Origin of the sequence: Anaerosacchariphilus polymeriproducens (assembly GCF_003363435.1) — a bacterium.
Classification (GTDB): domain Bacteria; phylum Bacillota; class Clostridia; order Lachnospirales; family Lachnospiraceae; genus Anaerosacchariphilus; species Anaerosacchariphilus polymeriproducens.
In genome coordinates, this window is sequence record NZ_QRCT01000020.1 from 20,433 (window position 1) to 39,728 (window position 19,296).

Sequence of the window (19,296 nt, forward strand, 5' to 3'; positions counted from 1 at the left end):
AGACATATGATTAACTCCTTCTTTTCGACAAAATGATACAAAAATTTAGCACCGGCAAATACCGATGCTAAATTCATACTATTCTTTCTTATTTAAACTATTCCATTTTAAATATTCGCTGATAAAATAATCTAAGTCTCCATCCATCACCTTATCTACATTACCGGATTCGGCACTCGTTCTATGATCTTTTACCATAGTATATGGCTGCATAACATAAGAACGAATTTGATTGCCCCAGCCGATTTCTGTCACCTCGCCACGAATACCTGCAACTTTTTCTGCATTTTCTTGCTGTTTTAATAAATAAAGCTTAGCTTTCAACATCTGCATTGCTTTATCTTTATTCATGTGTTGAGATCGTTCATTTTGACATTGAACAACAATGCCTGTCGGTAAATGTGTAATTCGAATCGCAGATGAAGTTTTATTAATATGCTGTCCTCCTGCTCCACTGGAACGATAAGTATCAATCCGCAAATCATCATCATTGACTTCGATATCAATATCTTCTTCTATATCCGGCATAACATCTAAGGATACAAAAGAAGTCTGCCGCTTCCCTTGTGCATTAAACGGTGAAATTCTGACTAGTCGATGGACACCTCTTTCAGATTTTAAATAACCATAAGCATTTTCGCCATTTATCTGAAAGGTTACTGATTTAATCCCTGTCTCTTCACCATCTAAATAGTCCAATACTTCAATAGAATACCCTTTGGACTCTGCCCATCTTGTATACATTCGATACAACATGCCGGCCCAGTCACATGATTCTGTTCCTCCGGCTCCCGCATTCAGTTTTAATATGGCACTATATCTGTCATATTCCTCTGAAAGAAGGGTCTTGACCTTTATATTATCTAAAGTATTGACAAAACACTGTAGCATTTCTTCAATCTCCGGAATAACGGAACCATCATTTTCTTCATATCCCATCTCGATCATTGTTTCAATATCTTCAAATTGTTCTTTTAATTGATTATAAGTCTCTACATCGTCTTTAATCCCTTTGAGCTCCTTCATTTTCTTTTGTGAAGTATCTGTATCATCCCAAAAATCAGGAGCTTCCATTTCTCTTTCTAACTCTTCAATTCTTCTTTGCTTATTAGCTAAGTCAAAGTGAATCCCTTACTTCCGTTAGTGAGTCTGTATATGAATTTAATGTATACTTAAATTGATCTAATTCAACCAAACTGACACCTACTTTCTTCCACAACATTGTTTATATTTTTTTCCACTTCCACATGGACATGGATCATTTGGATATACTTTGGCACCTTCGCGTTTTTGCGGGGTACGGGGACCTGAGTCATCTTTATTGGTACCGGTTACTTTGGCAACCTGTTCACGTTCTACTTTCTCTTCTATTTTAACATGCATTAAAAGACGAACCGTATCCTCTTGGATATTAGCAGTCATAGTATCAAACATTTCATATCCATTTAATTTGTACTCTACAAGTGGATCTCTTTGTCCGTATGCCTGCAATCCAATACCTTGGCGCAATTGATCCATATCATCAATATGATCCATCCATTTTCTATCAATTACTTTTAACAGAATAACCCTTTCTAATTCACGGATTGCTTCTATTTCCGGAAATTCAGTTTCTTTCTCTTCATATAGCTTAACTGCTTTTTCCTTTAACAGATGCTTCAGCTGATCACGTTTCATTCCCTCTACATCTGCATGATGGATTTTTTCCATCGGAACAATAGAAAGTAATAATCCATTCAGCTCATTTAAATTCCATTCTTCAGAACTTTGTTCATCTGATATACACACATCTACCGTATTCTCAACTGTATCCGTAATCATCTTGTAAATTGAATCACGCATATTCTCTCCGTCAAGAACTCGACGTCTTTCTCCATAAATAATCTCACGCTGCTCGTTCATGACCTGGTCATATTCAAGAAGATTTTTACGGATACCATAGTTATTATTTTCAATCTTTGTCTGCGCACGTTCAATTGCTTTCGATAACATCTTATGTTCAATTTCTTCGTTCTCCGGAACTCCCAGTGTATTAAACATTGTCATTAAACGTTCGGATCCAAATAAACGCATTAAATCATCTTCAAGAGAAATATAAAATCTTGATTCACCTGAATCTCCCTGACGACCGGAACGGCCTCTCAACTGATTATCAATTCGTCGGGACTCATGACGCTCTGTACCGATAATTTTTAGTCCTCCTGCTGCCTTTGCTTCTTCATCCAGCTTAATATCAGTACCACGACCAGCCATATTAGTAGCAATCGTTACAGAGCCATGTATACCTGCCTGTGCTACTATCTCAGCCTCTAACTCATGAAATTTAGCATTTAATACTTTATGCTGAATTCCACGTTTTTTCAAATAGCCACTTAGTTCTTCTGATGTATCAATTGTAATAGTACCTACCAGAACCGGTTGTCCCTTTTCATGAGCACCGATTATTTCTTCTACAACCGCATGAAACTTCTCTTTTTTTGTTTTGTATACAGCATCTTGTCTATCATCTCTGATAACAGGCATATTTGTAGGAATCTCAATTACATCCATTCCATAAATATCTCGGAATTCTTTTTCTTCGGTAAGAGCGGTACCGGTCATACCACACTTCTTTGTATACTTATTGAAGAAATTCTGGAATGTAATGGTTGCAAGTGTCTTGCTCTCTCTTTTCACTTTAACATGCTCTTTTGCTTCAATTGCCTGATGAAGTCCATCGGAGTAACGTCTTCCGGGCATAATACGACCAGTAAATTCATCTACGATCAGAACTTGATCATCTTTCACTACATAATCCTGATCCTTGAACATTAGATTATGTGCACGAAGTGCCAAAATTATATTATGCTGAATTTCTAAATTTTCAGCATCTGCAAGATTCTCAATATGGAAAAATTTCTCTACTTTATGGACACCCTCTTCGGTCAAATTGACTACTTTATCTTTTTCATTAACAATAAAGTCACCCGTTTCTTCAATGTCCTCGCCCATAATGGCATTCATCTTGGTAAACTCTCCACTCGCTTCACCTTTTTCTAATTGTCTGGCTAAAATATCACAAGCCTCGTACAATTTGGTAGATTTTCCACTTTGACCGGAAATAATCAATGGTGTTCTTGCTTCATCAATTAAGACAGAATCGACTTCGTCGATAATGGCAAAATGCAGATCTCTTTGAACTAACTGCTCTTTATAAATAACCATATTATCACGCAAATAATCGAATCCTAATTCGTTGTTGGTTATATAGGTGATATCACAGTTATATGCTTCTCTTCTTTCATCATTGTCCATTGAGTTCAAAACAACGCCGACCGTCAGACCCAAAAATTCATGTACTTTACCCATCCATTCCGCATCACGGTGTGCCAGATAGTCATTTACTGTAACAATATGGACACCTTTTCCTTCTAATGCATTCAAATATGCCGGCAGTGTAGAAACTAAAGTCTTACCTTCACCTGTTTTCATTTCGGCAATTCTACCCTGGTGAAGAATCATTCCACCAATTAACTGTACACGATAATGTTCCATTGAGAGTACTCTTCTGGCAGCCTCTCTTATCGTAGCATATGCTTCCGGAAGAATGTCATCTAACGTTTCACCCTCGCTCAGCCTTTTTTTATATTCCTTTGTCTTGTCCCTTAACTCTTCATCTGAGAGTTCCATCATTGCGGGACGCAATGCTTCAATCTTATCTACCGTTGAAGATATTAATTTTAACTCGCGCTCACTATGTGTTCCAAATATTTTTTGTATAAATCCCATGCTTCGCTCCCGTTTCTAATAATTAATTCTTATTTTCTCTTATTATTTTTTATCAATTACCTTATTGACACTTTAATGTTCATTTTATCACTAACATGACGTTTAAACAATAAAAATTTTGTGAACAATTTTCTACTATTTTTAAAATTGCCTTAAATTCATCCTTTTTCATATATTCCTTTCATCGTATAAAGCCACCGTCCTACAAAATTAAGTAGTTAACGGTGGCTTTTATTCTTTTTCTTCCTATATTAATATTAGCACTCTGGTTCTATCAGACCATATGTGTTGCCTTTTCTTTTATAAACAACATTAATTTCATCGTTTTCTGCATTTCGGAATACGAAAAAATTATGTCCCAATAATTCCATTTGTACACATGCATCTTCCGGATACATTGGTTTCACACCAAACTTTTTGGTACGAATGATTTTGATTTCTTCATCTTCTTCATATTCTTTGTTCAAAAATTCTTTCTGGAAATTCAAACCACTTTGCTTATGATCTATAATCTTATTCCTATATTTCTTTAATTGTCTTTCAATAATTTCTTCCACTAGATCAATGGATACATACATATCATTGCTAACTTGCTCAGAACGTATAATATTCCCTTTAACAGGAATCGTTACTTCAATTTTTTGTCTATCTTTTTCAACACTTAAAGTTACAATTACTTCCGTCTCAGGAGTGAAATACTTCTCTAACTTACCAATCTTTTCCTTAATAGCAGATTTTAAGCCCTCTGTCACTTCAATATTTCTTCCAGTAATAGTAAAACGCATAATGTCCAACTCCTTTATCGTTTATTCTGTGATACCCACACTCTTATGTACTTTCTTCAGCACTGAATGATTTATAACTTGTATCATGTAATAATTATACCATACTTTATATTTGTTTCAAGCAATGATTTTACAATTTTTTAACAATTTAACAAAAACTTTACGTTTTTCTAATTATTTGCCTTTTTATTAATAGCAAGCTATAATATGATGAACATAAATTTAACTATACAAGGAGAATGTCTATGGCTAAAACCGCTATTATAACAGGCGCTTCAAGAGGAATTGGACGGGCTATTGCAACTACGTTTGCTTCTCATGGTTATGATTTAATACTTACTTGTTCTAAATCTATGGAAACTTTAAAAGATTTAGAAAAGATTCTAGTACAAACCTATGGCGTTCAATGTTCCAGTGTATCCTGTGACGGTGGAAATCCTCAACAGGTAGATAAACTTTTCGAACTAATAAAAACAAAACATTCCAATATTGATGTACTGGTAAACAACGCCGGAATCTCATACTTTGGTTTACTTCAAGATATGTCAATCGAAGATTGGAACCATATTATGCAGACTAATCTCTCCTCTGCATTTTATTTTTCAAGGAACGTAATTCCTATTATGCTGACAAAACATCAGGGAAAAATCATAAACATATCTTCTGTCTGGGGGATTCATGGCGCTTCTTATGAAGTCGCTTATTCTGCTTCGAAGGGCGGAATCAATTCCTTAACAAAAGCCCTTGCAAAAGAATTAGCACCAAGTAATATTCAGGTAAACGCAATCGCATGTGGAGTCATAGATACTGCCATGAACCATTGCATCTCACCTGAAGATACTCAGTGCTTAAAAAATGAAATCCCTTCTAATCGCTTCGGTACTCCTGAAGAAGTGGCTCACCTTACGATGCAGCTATGTACTTCTAATAACTACCTTACCGGTCAGATCATTTCCTTAGATGGGGGCTGGTGCTAATTATCAGCTCCTTACATTTTTGTTGTCAAATAAATGACTCCCATCCAATGATATCCGTATAATTCTGTATTATCTCCCAATATCTTGTAAACCTGAGCTACAATTTGATTAAACTGATCATCATTTAATTCATAATCGGTACGTAATGTAGTGCTGCCTTTTTCTTTTATTTCCTTAGCCAATTGTTCTGCTATTTTCTTTCCATCAAAGTATTTGGAACTAATTCTGTAATATTCTGATTCTGTTTCTTTTGCTTCATAATTAGTCAAACACTTATCGATAGCAAATTCTTCATCTTCTACTAAAACTCTGTCTCCAGCATAGTTAGGGAGGTTAAATAACGCATTGGTCATGTATTCGTTATCATTATTTGTACTATCAATGATTTTCCATTTTCCATCAACCTTTACTTTATTCCATGCATGTGCCAAATTACCATCTAACAATCCCGTTACTACAATTGATTCTAAACCTGCAGCATCTGCCAGAAGCTTAAATGCCGCCGAATATCCTGCACAAACACACTTTCCGTTAATTAACGCTCCATAGGCTGTAAAAGAATCATTAAAATTTTCATCAACTGATTTGAAATCATTTTCTTCTGCACTCTTAAGCGCTGCTTCATCATATTCAATGGTATCACATAAATATTGGTTGATAGCAAGCTCTTTTTCTAAGTCTGTCATACCATCTTTAATAATTTTTGAGTTGATTTCTTGAACCTTCTTAAAAATTTCTTTTTGCTTAACAGCAGTTGTAGAATCATCATTATCATAGACTATTTTTATAGCATTACCATCACGACTTAATTGATATCCCTTAATACCCAAAATAGCTGGATTTTGATAATATGCTTCCTTCCATGCGTCTTCTAAAAGATTCTGGTCAGTACTTTCAGGGAATTCTGATAAGTCAATTATGGATGACGTTCCCAACATATTTTCAGCTAAATATTCACTCAAGGCACTGTTAGCAGTAATCTTTGTATCTACTTGCCTTACCTGCTCTTTCCCTTTTTTATCCTCTTTTACTTGAATGTCGGAATCAATTTTAACATCACCAGATTTTTTTCGTAACTCGTCTTGACGTGACTGTAGAATTTTCATATCATTTTCAAAGTTTTTTTCATCATAATCTTGTATTTCCACAGTATCAATATATGGAGTTCCAGCAACTTTATATGGTATAATTAAGAATTTAACATCATTGCTTTTTATATACTTATTAGTATTTTTTTCAATAGTAATTAAATGTTTACTAATTACTCGCGCTTCAGATGTATTATATTCAATCAATTTCTTGGCTATATATCCATCACACATAGTCACATACTCATATAGTGGCATTTCTTTTACTGATTTATATTTACTATTATTATTTTTTTCACCTAACTTAATTCCTTTGTATTCTGCTATTTGATATGGTACATTTGAAGCAATATTTGAAACTTTAATAGGATTACTTAACATCGATGTACCATCTTTATTAATAGCAATTACATAAAATTCTTTATTCATATAATCCTTATCTGTTACAACACCCTCTTTTGCTCCTGTTGTTTCTATTGCAAATTTTGATGCATCTTTATCAAACCAAGTGTCTTCACAAACTTTAAAAGTTTTAAAACTATTATTCATATTATAATCACCAGTTTTCGGAACTTCGGAAATCCATTCTGTCTTATTTGTAACTCCTATCACGTCGACGGAAGATGACGCTATACTTGGATCGTTAATCATTCCAACAATATATTCATCGGCTTCTTCAACTTCACTCCACTGGAATTTTACAAGTCCATTCTCTGTAACAGAATATGAAAGCTTTGGACTTTCTTTAATTTCACCTTGGAATGTAATAACACGAACAAGTGGTTTGTCTAACTTTTTACCTGTCTTTAAATCTATATATGTTGCCATGTATACCGTTTCAATATTTCCCCAGTTTGTACCAGCATCTTTATCAAACAAGTAAGTACCTATGCGACTGCCTGTATTATTATATTTCTCCAAAAAATCATATTGTAAATTGTTCGTAGATATCCTTCCCTTAGGATATCCTGGTGGATGAATTTTTACTTTATTATTACGGTCAGCAACTTCATAAGTTGGCGTATATTCCCCAGTTAAATCAGGATTTTTATAAAAACCAAATAATTCAGTCCACTTTTTAAATTCAACTTTTGATAGATCAAAACCTAGTTCAATATTCATAACATAATCTCGGGTTACATCCTTAATAGGTTCCCCATAATCGTAGCCATATAAATTATCGTCTGCATACTTATCTTTTATATTTGATGCCAAACGGGAGGATGATACATACTTCGCATCCTTTAAAGCATTCGTTCCTATTTGCAAATATCCTAATTTGTAGATTACTCCGGCCGCTACAATACAAAACACAGCAGCACCCAAAATTCCAATAACTAATTTCTTCTTTATGTTCATTTTCAATATCCTCTTCCTACTCCACTTTTCTTTATTGCAGTTTTTCTATTACTTCTTTCACGGCCTTTACAAATTCATTTTGATTACAGTTCTCTGCTTCCAAAGTATATGAGCCGTTATCAATCTCAGAATATGCCGTAAGGCAGTCTCCTTCTTTATTCTTTGTAAACCAAACTTTCTTCCCTTTTATGGTTAGGCTTCTTTTATCTCTTAATTCCTCAGGAAGCAAAGATTTACCAAAAGAGACTACCAGATTTAAAGATTTATCCTTCTTTTTAAATAAAATGCTCCCCTCTCCCTTTTCCACTTCCCCAACCATGGATTGAATCATATAAAAAGAACTCTCTGACCTTTCTAACTCTAAAACCGATTCTATATCATTCATCTCTATATTCCAAATTTCATCAAACTCTACTCCCTCTATCTCCCTCTTCAATGGATTTAAAGTACCAAATCTCATATCCATCTTTTCTTCTGACTCCATTTCATAAAAATGTACTTGATTTGGTAATTTAAGCGCAAAAGCTGATCCGACAATCAAAATAAATGCTGCCGCTACACTTAAATAACGAAATGTCAAATTTTTCTTCTTACTATTCTTTTGGGGATTATCCTGATTTTCTAATACCTCATACATTGCATTTTTCGTTCTGCTAATTAGTTCTTTAGACGCATGTTGTTGTTCTAATATTTTTTTATATTGTTTATTCAAAGCTAAAACTCTCCTTCCAACTTCTTCCTTAACAGCTCCCTCGCTCTAAAAAGTTGAGATTTCACAGTACTCTCTTTTTTCTTTAGAAGCTTACTTATCTCTAGAATAGACAACTCCTCGAAATAGAATAAATGTACAATCTCCTTATATTTGGGTGGCAGATCTCTTACTGCTTTATACACCTGACTATCTTCTTTTTCTATCTCATATTTATCTGTCTGGCTTCCTTCTATTTGATTTTCATCTTCTATGGAAGTTACATTTTTTGACCAATAACTGGTAAAATGTTTCTTTGCACAATTAAGAGTAACTCGAATTAGCCATGCCTTTATATGTTCTTCTGTTTTCAACTTATGTAAATGTTTCACCAATCTTATAAAAACTTCTTGAAAAATATCATCTGCATCTACTCTATTCTTACACTCAACTATTGCTAACCGATATACCATATCTGCATATTTTTCAATAACCTCATCAGGTTCCATAATAAACCTTTTTTTATTAGTCACTTTACAATCCTCCCCATAAAGTATTACTTAATACTTTTATAATACCTTATTAAGGAAGATTTTTCACTAATTTTTTATTGAACCTGACCATTTTCTAATATATCATTTACAATATTGAATACTTCCCCATTTCCCGAAGAACATGCTACAATAGCATAAAGATTTCCGTTTTTGCCTCCTATATACATCTTAAACTTAGCATTTTGTCCTTTTTTGATAATGTCCATATAATATACCTCCCCCATGCATTTGGTTTCCATTTTTGTTGCATTTATATCTTTTTTATCAATATTTTGAGCTTCAGCTACAATTCTCTTCATCTCTTCTATTCCGGACTCTAAAGCATCATCAGTTGGTCCAACTTCCATTTTATTAATTGCAAAATACTGATCTGCAAAACTGGAGTCTCCATTTGGTGCATATGTTTGTATTAGGTCATCTCCATCATTTACATCTTCTTTCCAACCTTCCGGTAAATCAAACTTAATGTACTTTTCAGCTGAATCGCTTTTTCCAGAAGATGAAGTCGTATCTTTATCATCCTCTTCTACTGGTTTAAAATCATCTGAATTCATAAAACTGTTAGAATTCGTTTCTTCTTCCGATTTGGTTGATTCTGTATTTTTTTCTTCTGATTCTGACGAGTCCTTATTGCCTTTTTCCTTTTCATTATTAGAAGAAGCTGATGGCGTTTGACCTTCCATTTTTTCTAACTTTTCCTGTGCTTCCTCTTGGTTCCATTCTATGTTAAAACCATAGAACTTTTCTAATTCCTCAATTAAGTCCTCTGTTTTTCCTGTTACTTCTGATTCTTTTACAGTAACTTTTACTAATAACTTCATTTTATTTTTCAAACGTACCATATAATAGGTGTCTGAATATACATTATATTTTTCTTCATACTCATCGTACTTGCAATATGTTGCAGCTATTTTTGCCTTTTTATCATTTCCTTTCACTTCAGTTTTTTCCAATTCTTGTGCGCTTTCATATTCATACTCTGATTCAGAATTAAAATAATATTCTAGATTTTCAGTTAAAAGAAAATCTTCCTCTTCATGTCTCATGGTCGGGTTTAATATAAGATTGATACTTACCCCCATTTTTTCAGAATAAGCCATAGTTCTATTTACACTATTATAATCACTTTTGGGTAAATAAACTACTAACTCCTTACTTTCCATTTTTTTTGTTTCTGAATTTTCTTCTGATTCTGTTGTTAAAACATCATCATATAAATATTCATATCCGTCATAACCTCTTGTTGAATCTCCCAGCACAGGGTACCCTTTTCCTTTACTTCCCCCGCAGCCACTTACTGCTATGCTAAATCCTAATAGTAATAAAATTAATTTCTTTTTCATGGTTCTACTCCTCTATTTATAATGTTAAAATGTTACTTTTTAAGCGCTTACATTAGTAATACCTTTGAGCATAAGAAAAGGTTGCAAAAAATTAAATTTTTTTTACAACCTTTAAACATATCTAAATTAAAGAAATTCTTCTGATTTTTTATTACTATCTTGGAAACTATAAACAACTAACATTAGTGAAAATATCGCAAAAACAATTCCCATTCCTGCATTCCCTAACACCTGAAACCAATCTCCATTCCATTCTAATAACATCATCTTCGCATTATAAAAACCTTCTCGTAACATATAAGCAGAATTGAAATAGAAACAAACAGCCAACACAATAAAAAGTAAGATTTCACTTAACTTTCGTTCAAGTAAATCAAGACCTAGCTTCTTTCTCTTTTCTCTTTTCAAAATACTAGCTACCGTTACTATTAAGATTAAAATATTGAACCCAAAATAAAATAACCCTGAAATATCTAAGCCAAATACCTCTTGTATATTCCAATTTACCAAAAAATAACTTAATATTATAATATACATTGCTAAATTAAAAAAACCAAAAGCTAAGTTATTCTTTCTTATATAAAGATACTTCCTTTTCTTTTCTGCCAAAAGATTCTTTTCCACATCAATATGATCAATTGACTTACCTTCTAACATTTTTTCTAGTATCTGCTTGATTGCATAAACTCTCTGCTGCTTCTCCTCTTGTTCATGTATTTTACTTGAGATTAAATTATTTTTATTGTCTTCCATAAAGTATTCTTTTATTTCAGAAACCGTAAAGTCAAGTAATCTTAATCGCTTAATCTCTATTAAACGTTCAATTGTTTTTTCTTCATATTCTTTATACCCATTCTCCTTTTTAGCAGTAACTATTAATCCATTTTCTTCGTAATATCGTATTGCTTTTTTTGTTAGACCCGTTTTGTTTTCTACTTCTTTTATCTGCATAACTAAACCTCCTCTCCTTTATTTTTACACCAGGCCCTTGGGGAATAGTCAATAAATATTTTTAAAAAGGAACTTTTTCTAAGATTTTTCCCAATATTTTTTTATTATAATTCTTTGCTTTTATACTGCTCTCATATATCGGTGCATTTGTAGATAACCGTAAGGATATTAAGCCTGCTTTTTGTTTCCAGATACTTCCGTAACCACTGACAGCCTCAACTTTATTCCAAGGTATCATCTTCTTTTCAGTGCGAAAACTTCCATAGGCAATTGTAATATAATGATTACTAATAAAAATCCTGGCAGCCTTATACTCCATAAATACTGAAATCATTACAACGAGACCAAGTAATAAGAAAATTACTCTGCAAACAGCCAGCTGTTTTATTAATAAGGATGCCATAATTAATATAATTACCCCAAATACTCTAAAGGTAAGAAAGTAATAAAAAAGTCCTTTTTTATCTGCATGAAGCTCTTCTTTTTCTTCTTGATAATTTTTAAATAGCTGAGATAAAATCTGTTCTGTCTTATTCACTTTAATAATGGGTACTAATAGAGGTACTTCCTTCACTTTATCCTCTTCACTTGTATCTCCATAACCTACCACCATTAATTCTAGTGATTCATAACCAAAGATTCTCATAAGTATACTTTGTTTTCTTTTAATTCCTGAAATCTTTTTTCTTGGAAATGTATAAGATTTTTTTGATAAAGTGCCATAATCAACTCTTATTTCTTTTTCATTCATCTGAACCTGAAATGGATAATATCGTAATAATGAATTCACTATGACATAGACAAAATTCGCCACTATAATTCCTACAATTAATAAAATTATTCGAACTCCATTCCCATCCACGAACCATTCAAAAGCACTATCGAAAAAATCCTCAATCTTTCTCTCACTAGAGAATAGATTTACAAAAAAACTTAAAACAGGAACTCCAACTGCTAAGATCTGAATTATACTAAGAATATTTGAGGAGAATAAGCCAAGCAATATTATCTCGCCTACACTGCTATTCAAAGAATCCTTCTCGTTTTTTTCCTTTATATTTTGTTTATCAACACTATCTTCCATTAATAACTCTTTTAAATAAAAAGCATCTTTTTTTGATAAACTTAATACAATTTCTGCCTTATCTTTTTGCGTAATAGCCTGACTGGCATTATCAATTTTGACTTTGTAGCATTTAAAAATTTGATAAAATAAACTTTGTCCAAAATCAACTGTTGTTATTACTTCTAATGGTATTTCTATTGTTCTCTTAACTAGAATTCCTTTTTTTACATAAAAGCTTTTATCTGTTACCGTATATATAGTAGATAAATATTCAATTAACTTTGAAATAGGTTTGAAAACAAATCCAATGATAATCACAACTGTCGCCTGTAAAACTTCTCCATTTTGCGAAACCAGATTGATAAAAAGAACACCCAATACAGAAGCTGCTATTTTCCACAATTCATTAAAAATAGTAATTATACTTCCTCTTGTTGGTCCGAATTTTCTGTTTTGTTCCATACAACCCCTTCTCCTTCTAGTCTGTTATATAATTTCTCTTTTAGACTTTCCACAATTTTTTCTGCTGTTTCTTTCTTTATTCCCACAATATGAAAATTAGACGTTGCTACTGAAATTTCAATTCTATGTAGACCAAGTGCCCTGAATATTGGTCCTTGTGACATTGAAATATGTTGAATTCTTACAATGGGTATCATAATTTCTGTTAAAAAGAAGATTCCTTTGTGAATCACCACTTTATCTTCTGTGATTTGATATCCCCATTGGCAATATTCGATCCAAGGATAAAGAAACAGTCCTATTATGCTATATCCAATCCAAATAATACCCACAATTTTGATTATTGACTCTAATAATTCAGGATTCATAAAGCCTACCTGCTCAGTTAATTTGAATTCTTTATTTAAAACTGCTAATCCACATAAAAAAAGTGCTAAAATAATTATCCCGATAAAGCGTGATATTCGCCATGCAATCATAGCCTTTTTCTCAACTCTTAAAAATTTCTTATCTTGCATTTTTTATTCCTCCAAATTTTTGTATCATTTAAATAATCTTTATTATAAATGAAATTATTAAAAAAGAAAAGTCTATAAATACTACTCCTCAACCAAAAAACGTCCGACCAACATAATTGATCGAACGTATTTTTTAACTTAACACATTAATTTAATTAATAAAAGCCTGCAATACAAAATTCAAAATAAATAGTGCTGTACAAACCCATAAGACCGGATGGATATCTCGTATTTCTTTTTTACAAACTTTAATTAAACAATAGAAAATGAAACCGGCTGCTATACCATAAGATATACTATAACACAATGCCATAAATATACCTGCAAAAAACGCCGGAATAGCTTCACTGATATCAGACCAATTGATTTCCTTGAAGGAAGCCAACATCATAACACCAACTGCAACCAATGCCGGAGCAGTCGCGGCAGCAGGAATCGCACTGACAAAAGTAGATAAAAAAGCACTTAACGCAAAACATATTGATACAACAACACTTGTCAAACCGGTACGCCCACCAGCACCAATACCGGCAGCACTTTCCACATAAGTAGTTGTATTTGAAGTACCAACGATTGCACCGATAGATGTCGCAACCGCATCAGCAAATAATGCCTTGTCCATCTTTGACTTAAATCCTGAACTAGAATCCATTTGTTTTTCGTCTTCTTCTGTAAAGATACCACTACGGCGTCCAGTTCCGATAAAAGTGCCAATTGTATCAAATGTATCAGAAATACTGAATGAGAAAATTGTGATTAATAGTAAAGGCATTTGAGGACCTACTTCTAACAAAGAAGGTAAACCTTCCTTAGTAAATATTATACCAAAAGTCGAAGGCAACGCCTTACACGAATCTATAAAACTAACAGAATCTGTCATTGTCGTAATTCCCATAGGTATTCCTATAATTGTAGTAGCAATAATGCTAATTAAAATTGCACCTCTAACTTTACATATCAAAAGTACAACAACTAATATAAGACCTATCAAAAATAATACAAGATTTTTATTATTTATTACAGAAAGCCCCGGAACTCCAGCTTCGAAATTAATCATTTTAATATTTAACAAACCAATGTATGCTACATAAATACCTATACCACCGCCAATTGCATTTTGAATGCTGTGTGGTATTGCCTTAATGATAAATTTACGTATTTTGGTTACCGTAATTAAAATATTTAGAATACCGCATATAAATACCATTGATAATGCCTGCTGCCAAGTAAAACCATACAGTAAACACACCGTATAAACAAAAAAAGCATTAAGCCCCATACCCGGTGCTTGTGCATATGGAACGTTTGCAACGAGTCCCATAATTAAGGTTCCTATAATTGCAGAAATTATCGTAGCTAAAAATACAGCTCCCCATTCCATTCCCGATTGACTGAGCAGTGTAGGATTAACAACAATAATATAAGCCATCGCAAAAAATGTAGTTAAACCAGCTATAATCTCAGTGGATACATTCGTACCATTTTCCTTAAGTTTAAACATAACTTTCCTCCTAAATTTAATTTGATTCACTCACAGAATGATTTAATTTTATTATCTGGAAATGTTTTGATTTATTTCCTTATCTTATCCACAAATGAATTATACAGGAATTTATCTAAAATTTCTATTAAAATTTAAAAAACTAACAATAAATTTTTTTTATTACTTAAATCCATTCATTTTCTTCCCAATATTTTTTATCAATAGGGTTCCAATTATTCACTTTTTGTTGTTTTCGAATAAGTTTAAAAATAAAACCCACTTTTAAACCTGGTTTGATCGTTCCAACTCTTCTTAATATTTTATCTGCAGTTTTATTTACTTCATCCGTTATCTTTTCCTTTTTTATAGGTTTTACCTCATTCCAGGACATGGCTTCAACTTGTTCTGCAATTTGATATACTTTGGGAATGCTCCACCAAAACATTTGACGTTTTATACTCTTTGTAACTGTTTTTGCTCCCATTCCTGCTGTGGTAGAAATAGCTACACCAATTTTCTTTTTCATAAGCGGATGTGGTCTATGTGCCATCCATCGATATGCCATATGATCAAATAACATTTTTAACTGTCCTGTCATTCCCATACAATAATTAGGCGATTCTGCAATAATTATATCTGCATTTTCAATCGCTTTTATTATTGGTTGTACTTCAGTTCTATGTGGGCAAAATTCCTCACCTTTCACAATGCAGGCAAAGCACCCGATACACGGTTTTAAATGATTGGTCTGAAATTCTAGGATTTCTTCTGCACTATCAGCCAATCGATCCAATAGCATTTTGGTAATATTATATGTACTACCTTTATGACTTTGTCCATGTAAAACAACAATCTTCATAATCTCTTTCCTTTCCCCTATTATTTACTATTTTACATATAATAAACAATATAATTTCTTTTAAATAATATCATCGAATCTCTTTAAAAGTAAAGAAAATCCTCCTAAAACTAAAAAGTTTTAAAAGGATTATAATTCTATCGATATGATTGCTTTAAGATTTCCAAACAAGTCTCATCACTAACAGGCAATGGATCTACCTCGAATAGTCCCCCCATTGTATGTCTTGCATTTTTTGCAATATCAGGTAACTCTTCTTTCGTTATTCCGTAATCAGACATTTTTAATTCACTGACTCCACATGCTTCTTGCAATTCAACAAGGGCTTCTACAAACTCCATTGGATTACTTGCATTGGATTTACCCATGACTCTTGCCATTTCAATAAATTTTTCATCACAAGCATGGTTCTCTACAAAATTTGAATAATATGCTTTACTAATCATAATCAGCCCTGCTCCATGTGGAAGGTTTGGGTGAAAAGCGCTCATTGCATGTTCTATTGAATGTTCAGATATACATCCGGAAGTCGATTCTACCATTCCGGCTAATGTATTTCCTAATGCAACACACTCTCTTGCACCAATATTTTTGCCATCTCGAACTGCTGTTGCAAGATTCTTTGAAATCAATTCAATAGCTTTTAAACTATAAATATCACTCATCACATTAGCAGTATTATTGATGTAACCTTCTGTACTATGGAATAAAGCGTCAAATCCTTGATAAGCTGTTAAATCTGCTGGTACTGTTAACATCAACTCAGGATCCACAACAGACAATACTGGAAATGTTTTTTCGTATCCAAATCCTATTTTTTCATTCGTTTCCTCTTTGGTTATAACTGTCCATGGGTCTGCTTCTGTTCCTGTACCCGCCGTTGTAGTTATTGCTATAATAGGAAGAGGATCGTTCTTTACCTGCAGTCCTTTTCCACTTCCACCGCTAATGTAGTCCCAAAAATCACCTTCATTGGTACTCATAACAGCAATCGCTTTCGCAGAATCAATACTGCTTCCACCACCAAGACCAACTACAAAATCACATTTCTTTTCTCTTGCAAAAACTGCCCCTTCCATAACATGTCCATTAATTGGATTTGATAGAATTTTATCAAACACAAATGTCTCTACACCAGCTTTATGCATCTGCTCTTCTACCTTTTGTAAATAGCCGTTCGCCCTGGTGGATTTCCCTGCCGAGATGACTATCAGAGCTTTTTTACCGGGCATTTTTTCCTTATATAATTGATCTAATTTACCTCGGCCAAACAAAATTTTCGTTGGTATAAAATAATCAAATTCCATATAATACCTCCAATCCGTTTCTTTAATTTAGCACGTTAATATTTCATTGATAGATTCTTTACATATTTTAATAGCTTTATCAATTTGCTCTGTATTTATTATAAGTGGCGGATTAAAATACAATACATTCCCCAAGGGACGCAATATCAAACCTTTTTTTAATGCACTTTTATATATTTGATATCCAATTCTTAATGAAGAGTCAAACTCTGTTTTCGTTTTCTTATCCGGAGTCAATTCGATTGCATTGATAAGTCCAATGTTTCTAATTTCACCTACATTAGGATGTTCTATTAATGCTTCTTTTAATCTCTCATGCAGATAAAAACCGCGTAGCTTCACATTTTGAAGAATATTATCCTCACGTAAGACTTTTTGTACTGCAAGAGCTGCAGAACAACCTAAGGGGTTCCCACTATATGTATGGCTATGCATAAATGCTTTCCCTTTACTATAATCATCATAAAAAGCATTATAAATTTGATCTGTTGTTATGGTAATTGCCATCGGCATATAGCCGCCTGTAAGACCTTTAGAAATACACATAATATCCGGGCTTACTTCTGCATGTTCAAAAGCAAACATTTTGCCTGTCCGTCCAAACCCTGTTGCGATTTCATCTGCTATTAATAAAACGTTAAACTTATCACAGATTTCTCTCAACTTTTTCAAATAGACCGGAGGATATATCCGCATTCCTGCACATGCCTGCAACAAAGGCTCCACAATGATCGCGCAAGTCTCCTCTGCATGTTCTTCAAAAGCTTTCTCCGCCATTTCAAAACACTCCGCATTACAACTATCTCTACATTTTCCATATTTACATCGATAGCAGTCCGGCGCCTCAATTCGAATGGAATCCATTAACATTGGCTGATACAATTTAGCATATAAATCTAAACTACCCACTGATAAAGCTCCTATGGTCTCTCCATGATAACCTTCTGAAAGACACATAAACTTTATTTTTTTTGGAAAACCTGTTTGATACTGATATTGAAAACTCATTTTTAATGCACACTCAATAGATGCTGAACCATTATCTGAAAAGTTAAATTTTGTGAGCCCTTTCGGTATTATCTTTAACAATTCTTCACATAACTCTATCGCCGGTTCATGGGTTAGATTTGCAAATATAACATGTTCTAATTTATCAATTTGTTCTTTAATCCGTTCGTTTATCTTCGGATTACAATGACCTAGCAAATTACACCACCAGGAACTTACGATATCAATATATTCTTTTCCGTCCTTATCATATAAATAAATACCTTTTCCATGATCTATTAAGATAGGTTTTAACTCTTCATAATCTTTCATCTGTGAACAAGGATGCCATATAAATTTTAAATCTTTTGCCACTAAATCCATACTTTTTCTTTCCCTTCATTTATATAAAGCAATTAGTTTATCAAGTTCTATTTTCAATTCCCGATCTCCCCGCTGCACTTTAGAAATCACATCAATTCCCGTCACTTCCTCAATCATTTTTATGTTGTCTTCTTCCATAATATTCCTCGGATGATAATTATTAAATATTATTCCTTTTATTTCAATGTTTTTACTACGCATATACTCTACAGTCAAAACAACACTATTAATCGTTCCCAGCCCTGCATCTGCAACTATCAGACACGGAGTTTCAAATTCATGAATAATATCTACCAACCATAATGATCTTTCATCATATCTTATCGGACAAACAATTCCTCCACTACCTTCTAAAGTAAGATAATCATACTTACTACTATTTTTTTGAAAGTCTCTTTTTACGACTTCCATACAGACCGGATTCCCTTCTATTTTTGCAGCAAGATGGGGGGAAACTTCTGCTTCATAAACATACGAGACCATATTTTCCACCTCTTCTTGAAGCCCTGACATAGAACGGACAGCCAATGCATCACCAGGTATCAATCTATTGTCCAAATCCCGCCGATTACCACTAACTGCAGCTTTGTAATATCCTGCATTTTTTCCAGCATCCTTAAGTCTTTTTGTTATTAATCCTGTTATATAAGTCTTGCCTACCTCAGTACCAGTTCCTGTTATAAATAAATTTTTACTCATACCGGTTCACCTCATCTT

At 33.2% G+C, this 19,296-nt stretch carries 16 protein-coding genes; 1 reads left to right on the plus strand and 15 read right to left on the minus strand.

The genetic code is table 11. The features are described 5' to 3' along the window. Positions 1–78: 78 nt before the first annotated feature. From prfB to hpf, 3 genes are all read right to left on the minus strand, one after another. Positions 79–1,195, minus strand: a protein-coding gene (gene prfB, locus DWV06_RS08460) for a peptide chain release factor 2 (protein WP_115481815.1) whose coding sequence is annotated in 2 segments (ribosomal slippage) — positions 79–1,119 and positions 1,121–1,195 — 1,116 coding nt in all. Because the reading frame shifts where the segments join, the coding sequence is not laid out codon by codon here. A gap of 8 nt (positions 1,196–1,203) precedes the next feature. Continuing rightward, positions 1,204–3,768 carry a preprotein translocase subunit SecA gene (gene secA, locus DWV06_RS08465; RefSeq protein ID WP_115481752.1) on the minus strand — a complete coding sequence of 855 codons (2,565 nt, stop codon included), beginning with the start codon at positions 3,766–3,768 and terminating at the stop codon, positions 1,204–1,206. A 257-nt stretch (positions 3,769–4,025) separates the two neighbouring features. After that, entirely contained in the window at positions 4,026–4,553 is a 528-nt protein-coding gene (gene hpf / locus DWV06_RS08470; protein WP_115481753.1) for a ribosome hibernation-promoting factor, HPF/YfiA family, read from the minus strand. Between the two features lie 245 nt (positions 4,554–4,798). On the opposite strand from hpf, the gene ymfI reads away from it, so the two are divergent. Then, positions 4,799–5,530, plus strand: coding sequence for an elongation factor P 5-aminopentanone reductase (ymfI, locus tag DWV06_RS08475; RefSeq protein ID WP_115481754.1), 732 nt, complete (start codon positions 4,799–4,801; stop codon positions 5,528–5,530). Between the two features lie 11 nt (positions 5,531–5,541). Here ymfI and DWV06_RS08480 read toward each other — a convergent pair whose 3' ends face one another. The 12 genes from DWV06_RS08480 to bioD form a co-directional block, all read right to left on the minus strand. Then, complete coding sequence (locus DWV06_RS08480) at positions 5,542–7,977, minus strand: transglutaminase domain-containing protein (RefSeq protein WP_115481755.1); 2,436 nt, start codon at positions 7,975–7,977, stop codon at positions 5,542–5,544. Between the two features lie 31 nt (positions 7,978–8,008). After that, positions 8,009–8,689, minus strand: a complete 681-nt coding sequence (locus DWV06_RS08485) for a hypothetical protein (protein WP_115481756.1) — start codon at positions 8,687–8,689, stop codon at positions 8,009–8,011. Positions 8,690–8,691: 2 nt separating this feature from the next. Further along, positions 8,692–9,198, minus strand: coding sequence for an RNA polymerase sigma factor (locus DWV06_RS08490; RefSeq protein ID WP_235828925.1), 507 nt, complete (start codon positions 9,196–9,198; stop codon positions 8,692–8,694). Between the two features lie 74 nt (positions 9,199–9,272). Continuing rightward, entirely contained in the window at positions 9,273–10,562 is a 1,290-nt protein-coding gene (locus tag DWV06_RS08495; protein WP_115481757.1) for a hypothetical protein, read from the minus strand. 126 nt (positions 10,563–10,688) lie between these two features. After that, complete coding sequence (locus tag DWV06_RS08500; protein ID WP_115481758.1) at positions 10,689–11,513, minus strand: MerR family transcriptional regulator; 825 nt, start codon at positions 11,511–11,513, stop codon at positions 10,689–10,691. Between the two features lie 61 nt (positions 11,514–11,574). Beyond that, positions 11,575–13,041: a PH domain-containing protein gene (locus DWV06_RS08505; protein WP_115481759.1), complete on the minus strand. Its 1,467-nt coding sequence runs from the start codon at positions 13,039–13,041 to the stop codon at positions 11,575–11,577. Next, positions 12,999–13,559 (minus strand): PH domain-containing protein, encoded by a 561-nt coding sequence (locus DWV06_RS08510; RefSeq protein WP_115481760.1) that lies wholly within the window; start codon positions 13,557–13,559, stop codon positions 12,999–13,001. The genes DWV06_RS08505 and DWV06_RS08510 overlap by 43 nt, the downstream gene beginning before the upstream one ends. Before the next feature lie 151 nt (positions 13,560–13,710). Next, the gene (locus tag DWV06_RS08515) at positions 13,711–15,060 is read right to left on the minus strand and encodes an NCS2 family permease (RefSeq protein ID WP_115481761.1); all 1,350 of its coding nucleotides are present in this window, start codon (positions 15,058–15,060) and stop codon (positions 13,711–13,713) included. A gap of 166 nt (positions 15,061–15,226) precedes the next feature. Beyond that, positions 15,227–15,901, minus strand: coding sequence for a flavodoxin family protein (locus DWV06_RS08520; protein WP_115481762.1), 675 nt, complete (start codon positions 15,899–15,901; stop codon positions 15,227–15,229). Between the two features lie 137 nt (positions 15,902–16,038). Then, the gene (locus DWV06_RS08525) at positions 16,039–17,208 is read right to left on the minus strand and encodes an iron-containing alcohol dehydrogenase (protein ID WP_115481763.1); all 1,170 of its coding nucleotides are present in this window, start codon (positions 17,206–17,208) and stop codon (positions 16,039–16,041) included. A gap of 27 nt (positions 17,209–17,235) precedes the next feature. Beyond that, a complete protein-coding gene (gene bioA, locus DWV06_RS08530) occupies positions 17,236–18,579 on the minus strand; it encodes an adenosylmethionine--8-amino-7-oxononanoate transaminase (protein WP_115481764.1) in 1,344 nt (447 codons plus the stop codon). 15 nt (positions 18,580–18,594) lie between these two features. Next, positions 18,595–19,278, minus strand: coding sequence for a dethiobiotin synthase (bioD, locus tag DWV06_RS08535; RefSeq protein ID WP_115481765.1), 684 nt, complete (start codon positions 19,276–19,278; stop codon positions 18,595–18,597). Positions 19,279–19,296: the final 18 nt, after the last annotated feature.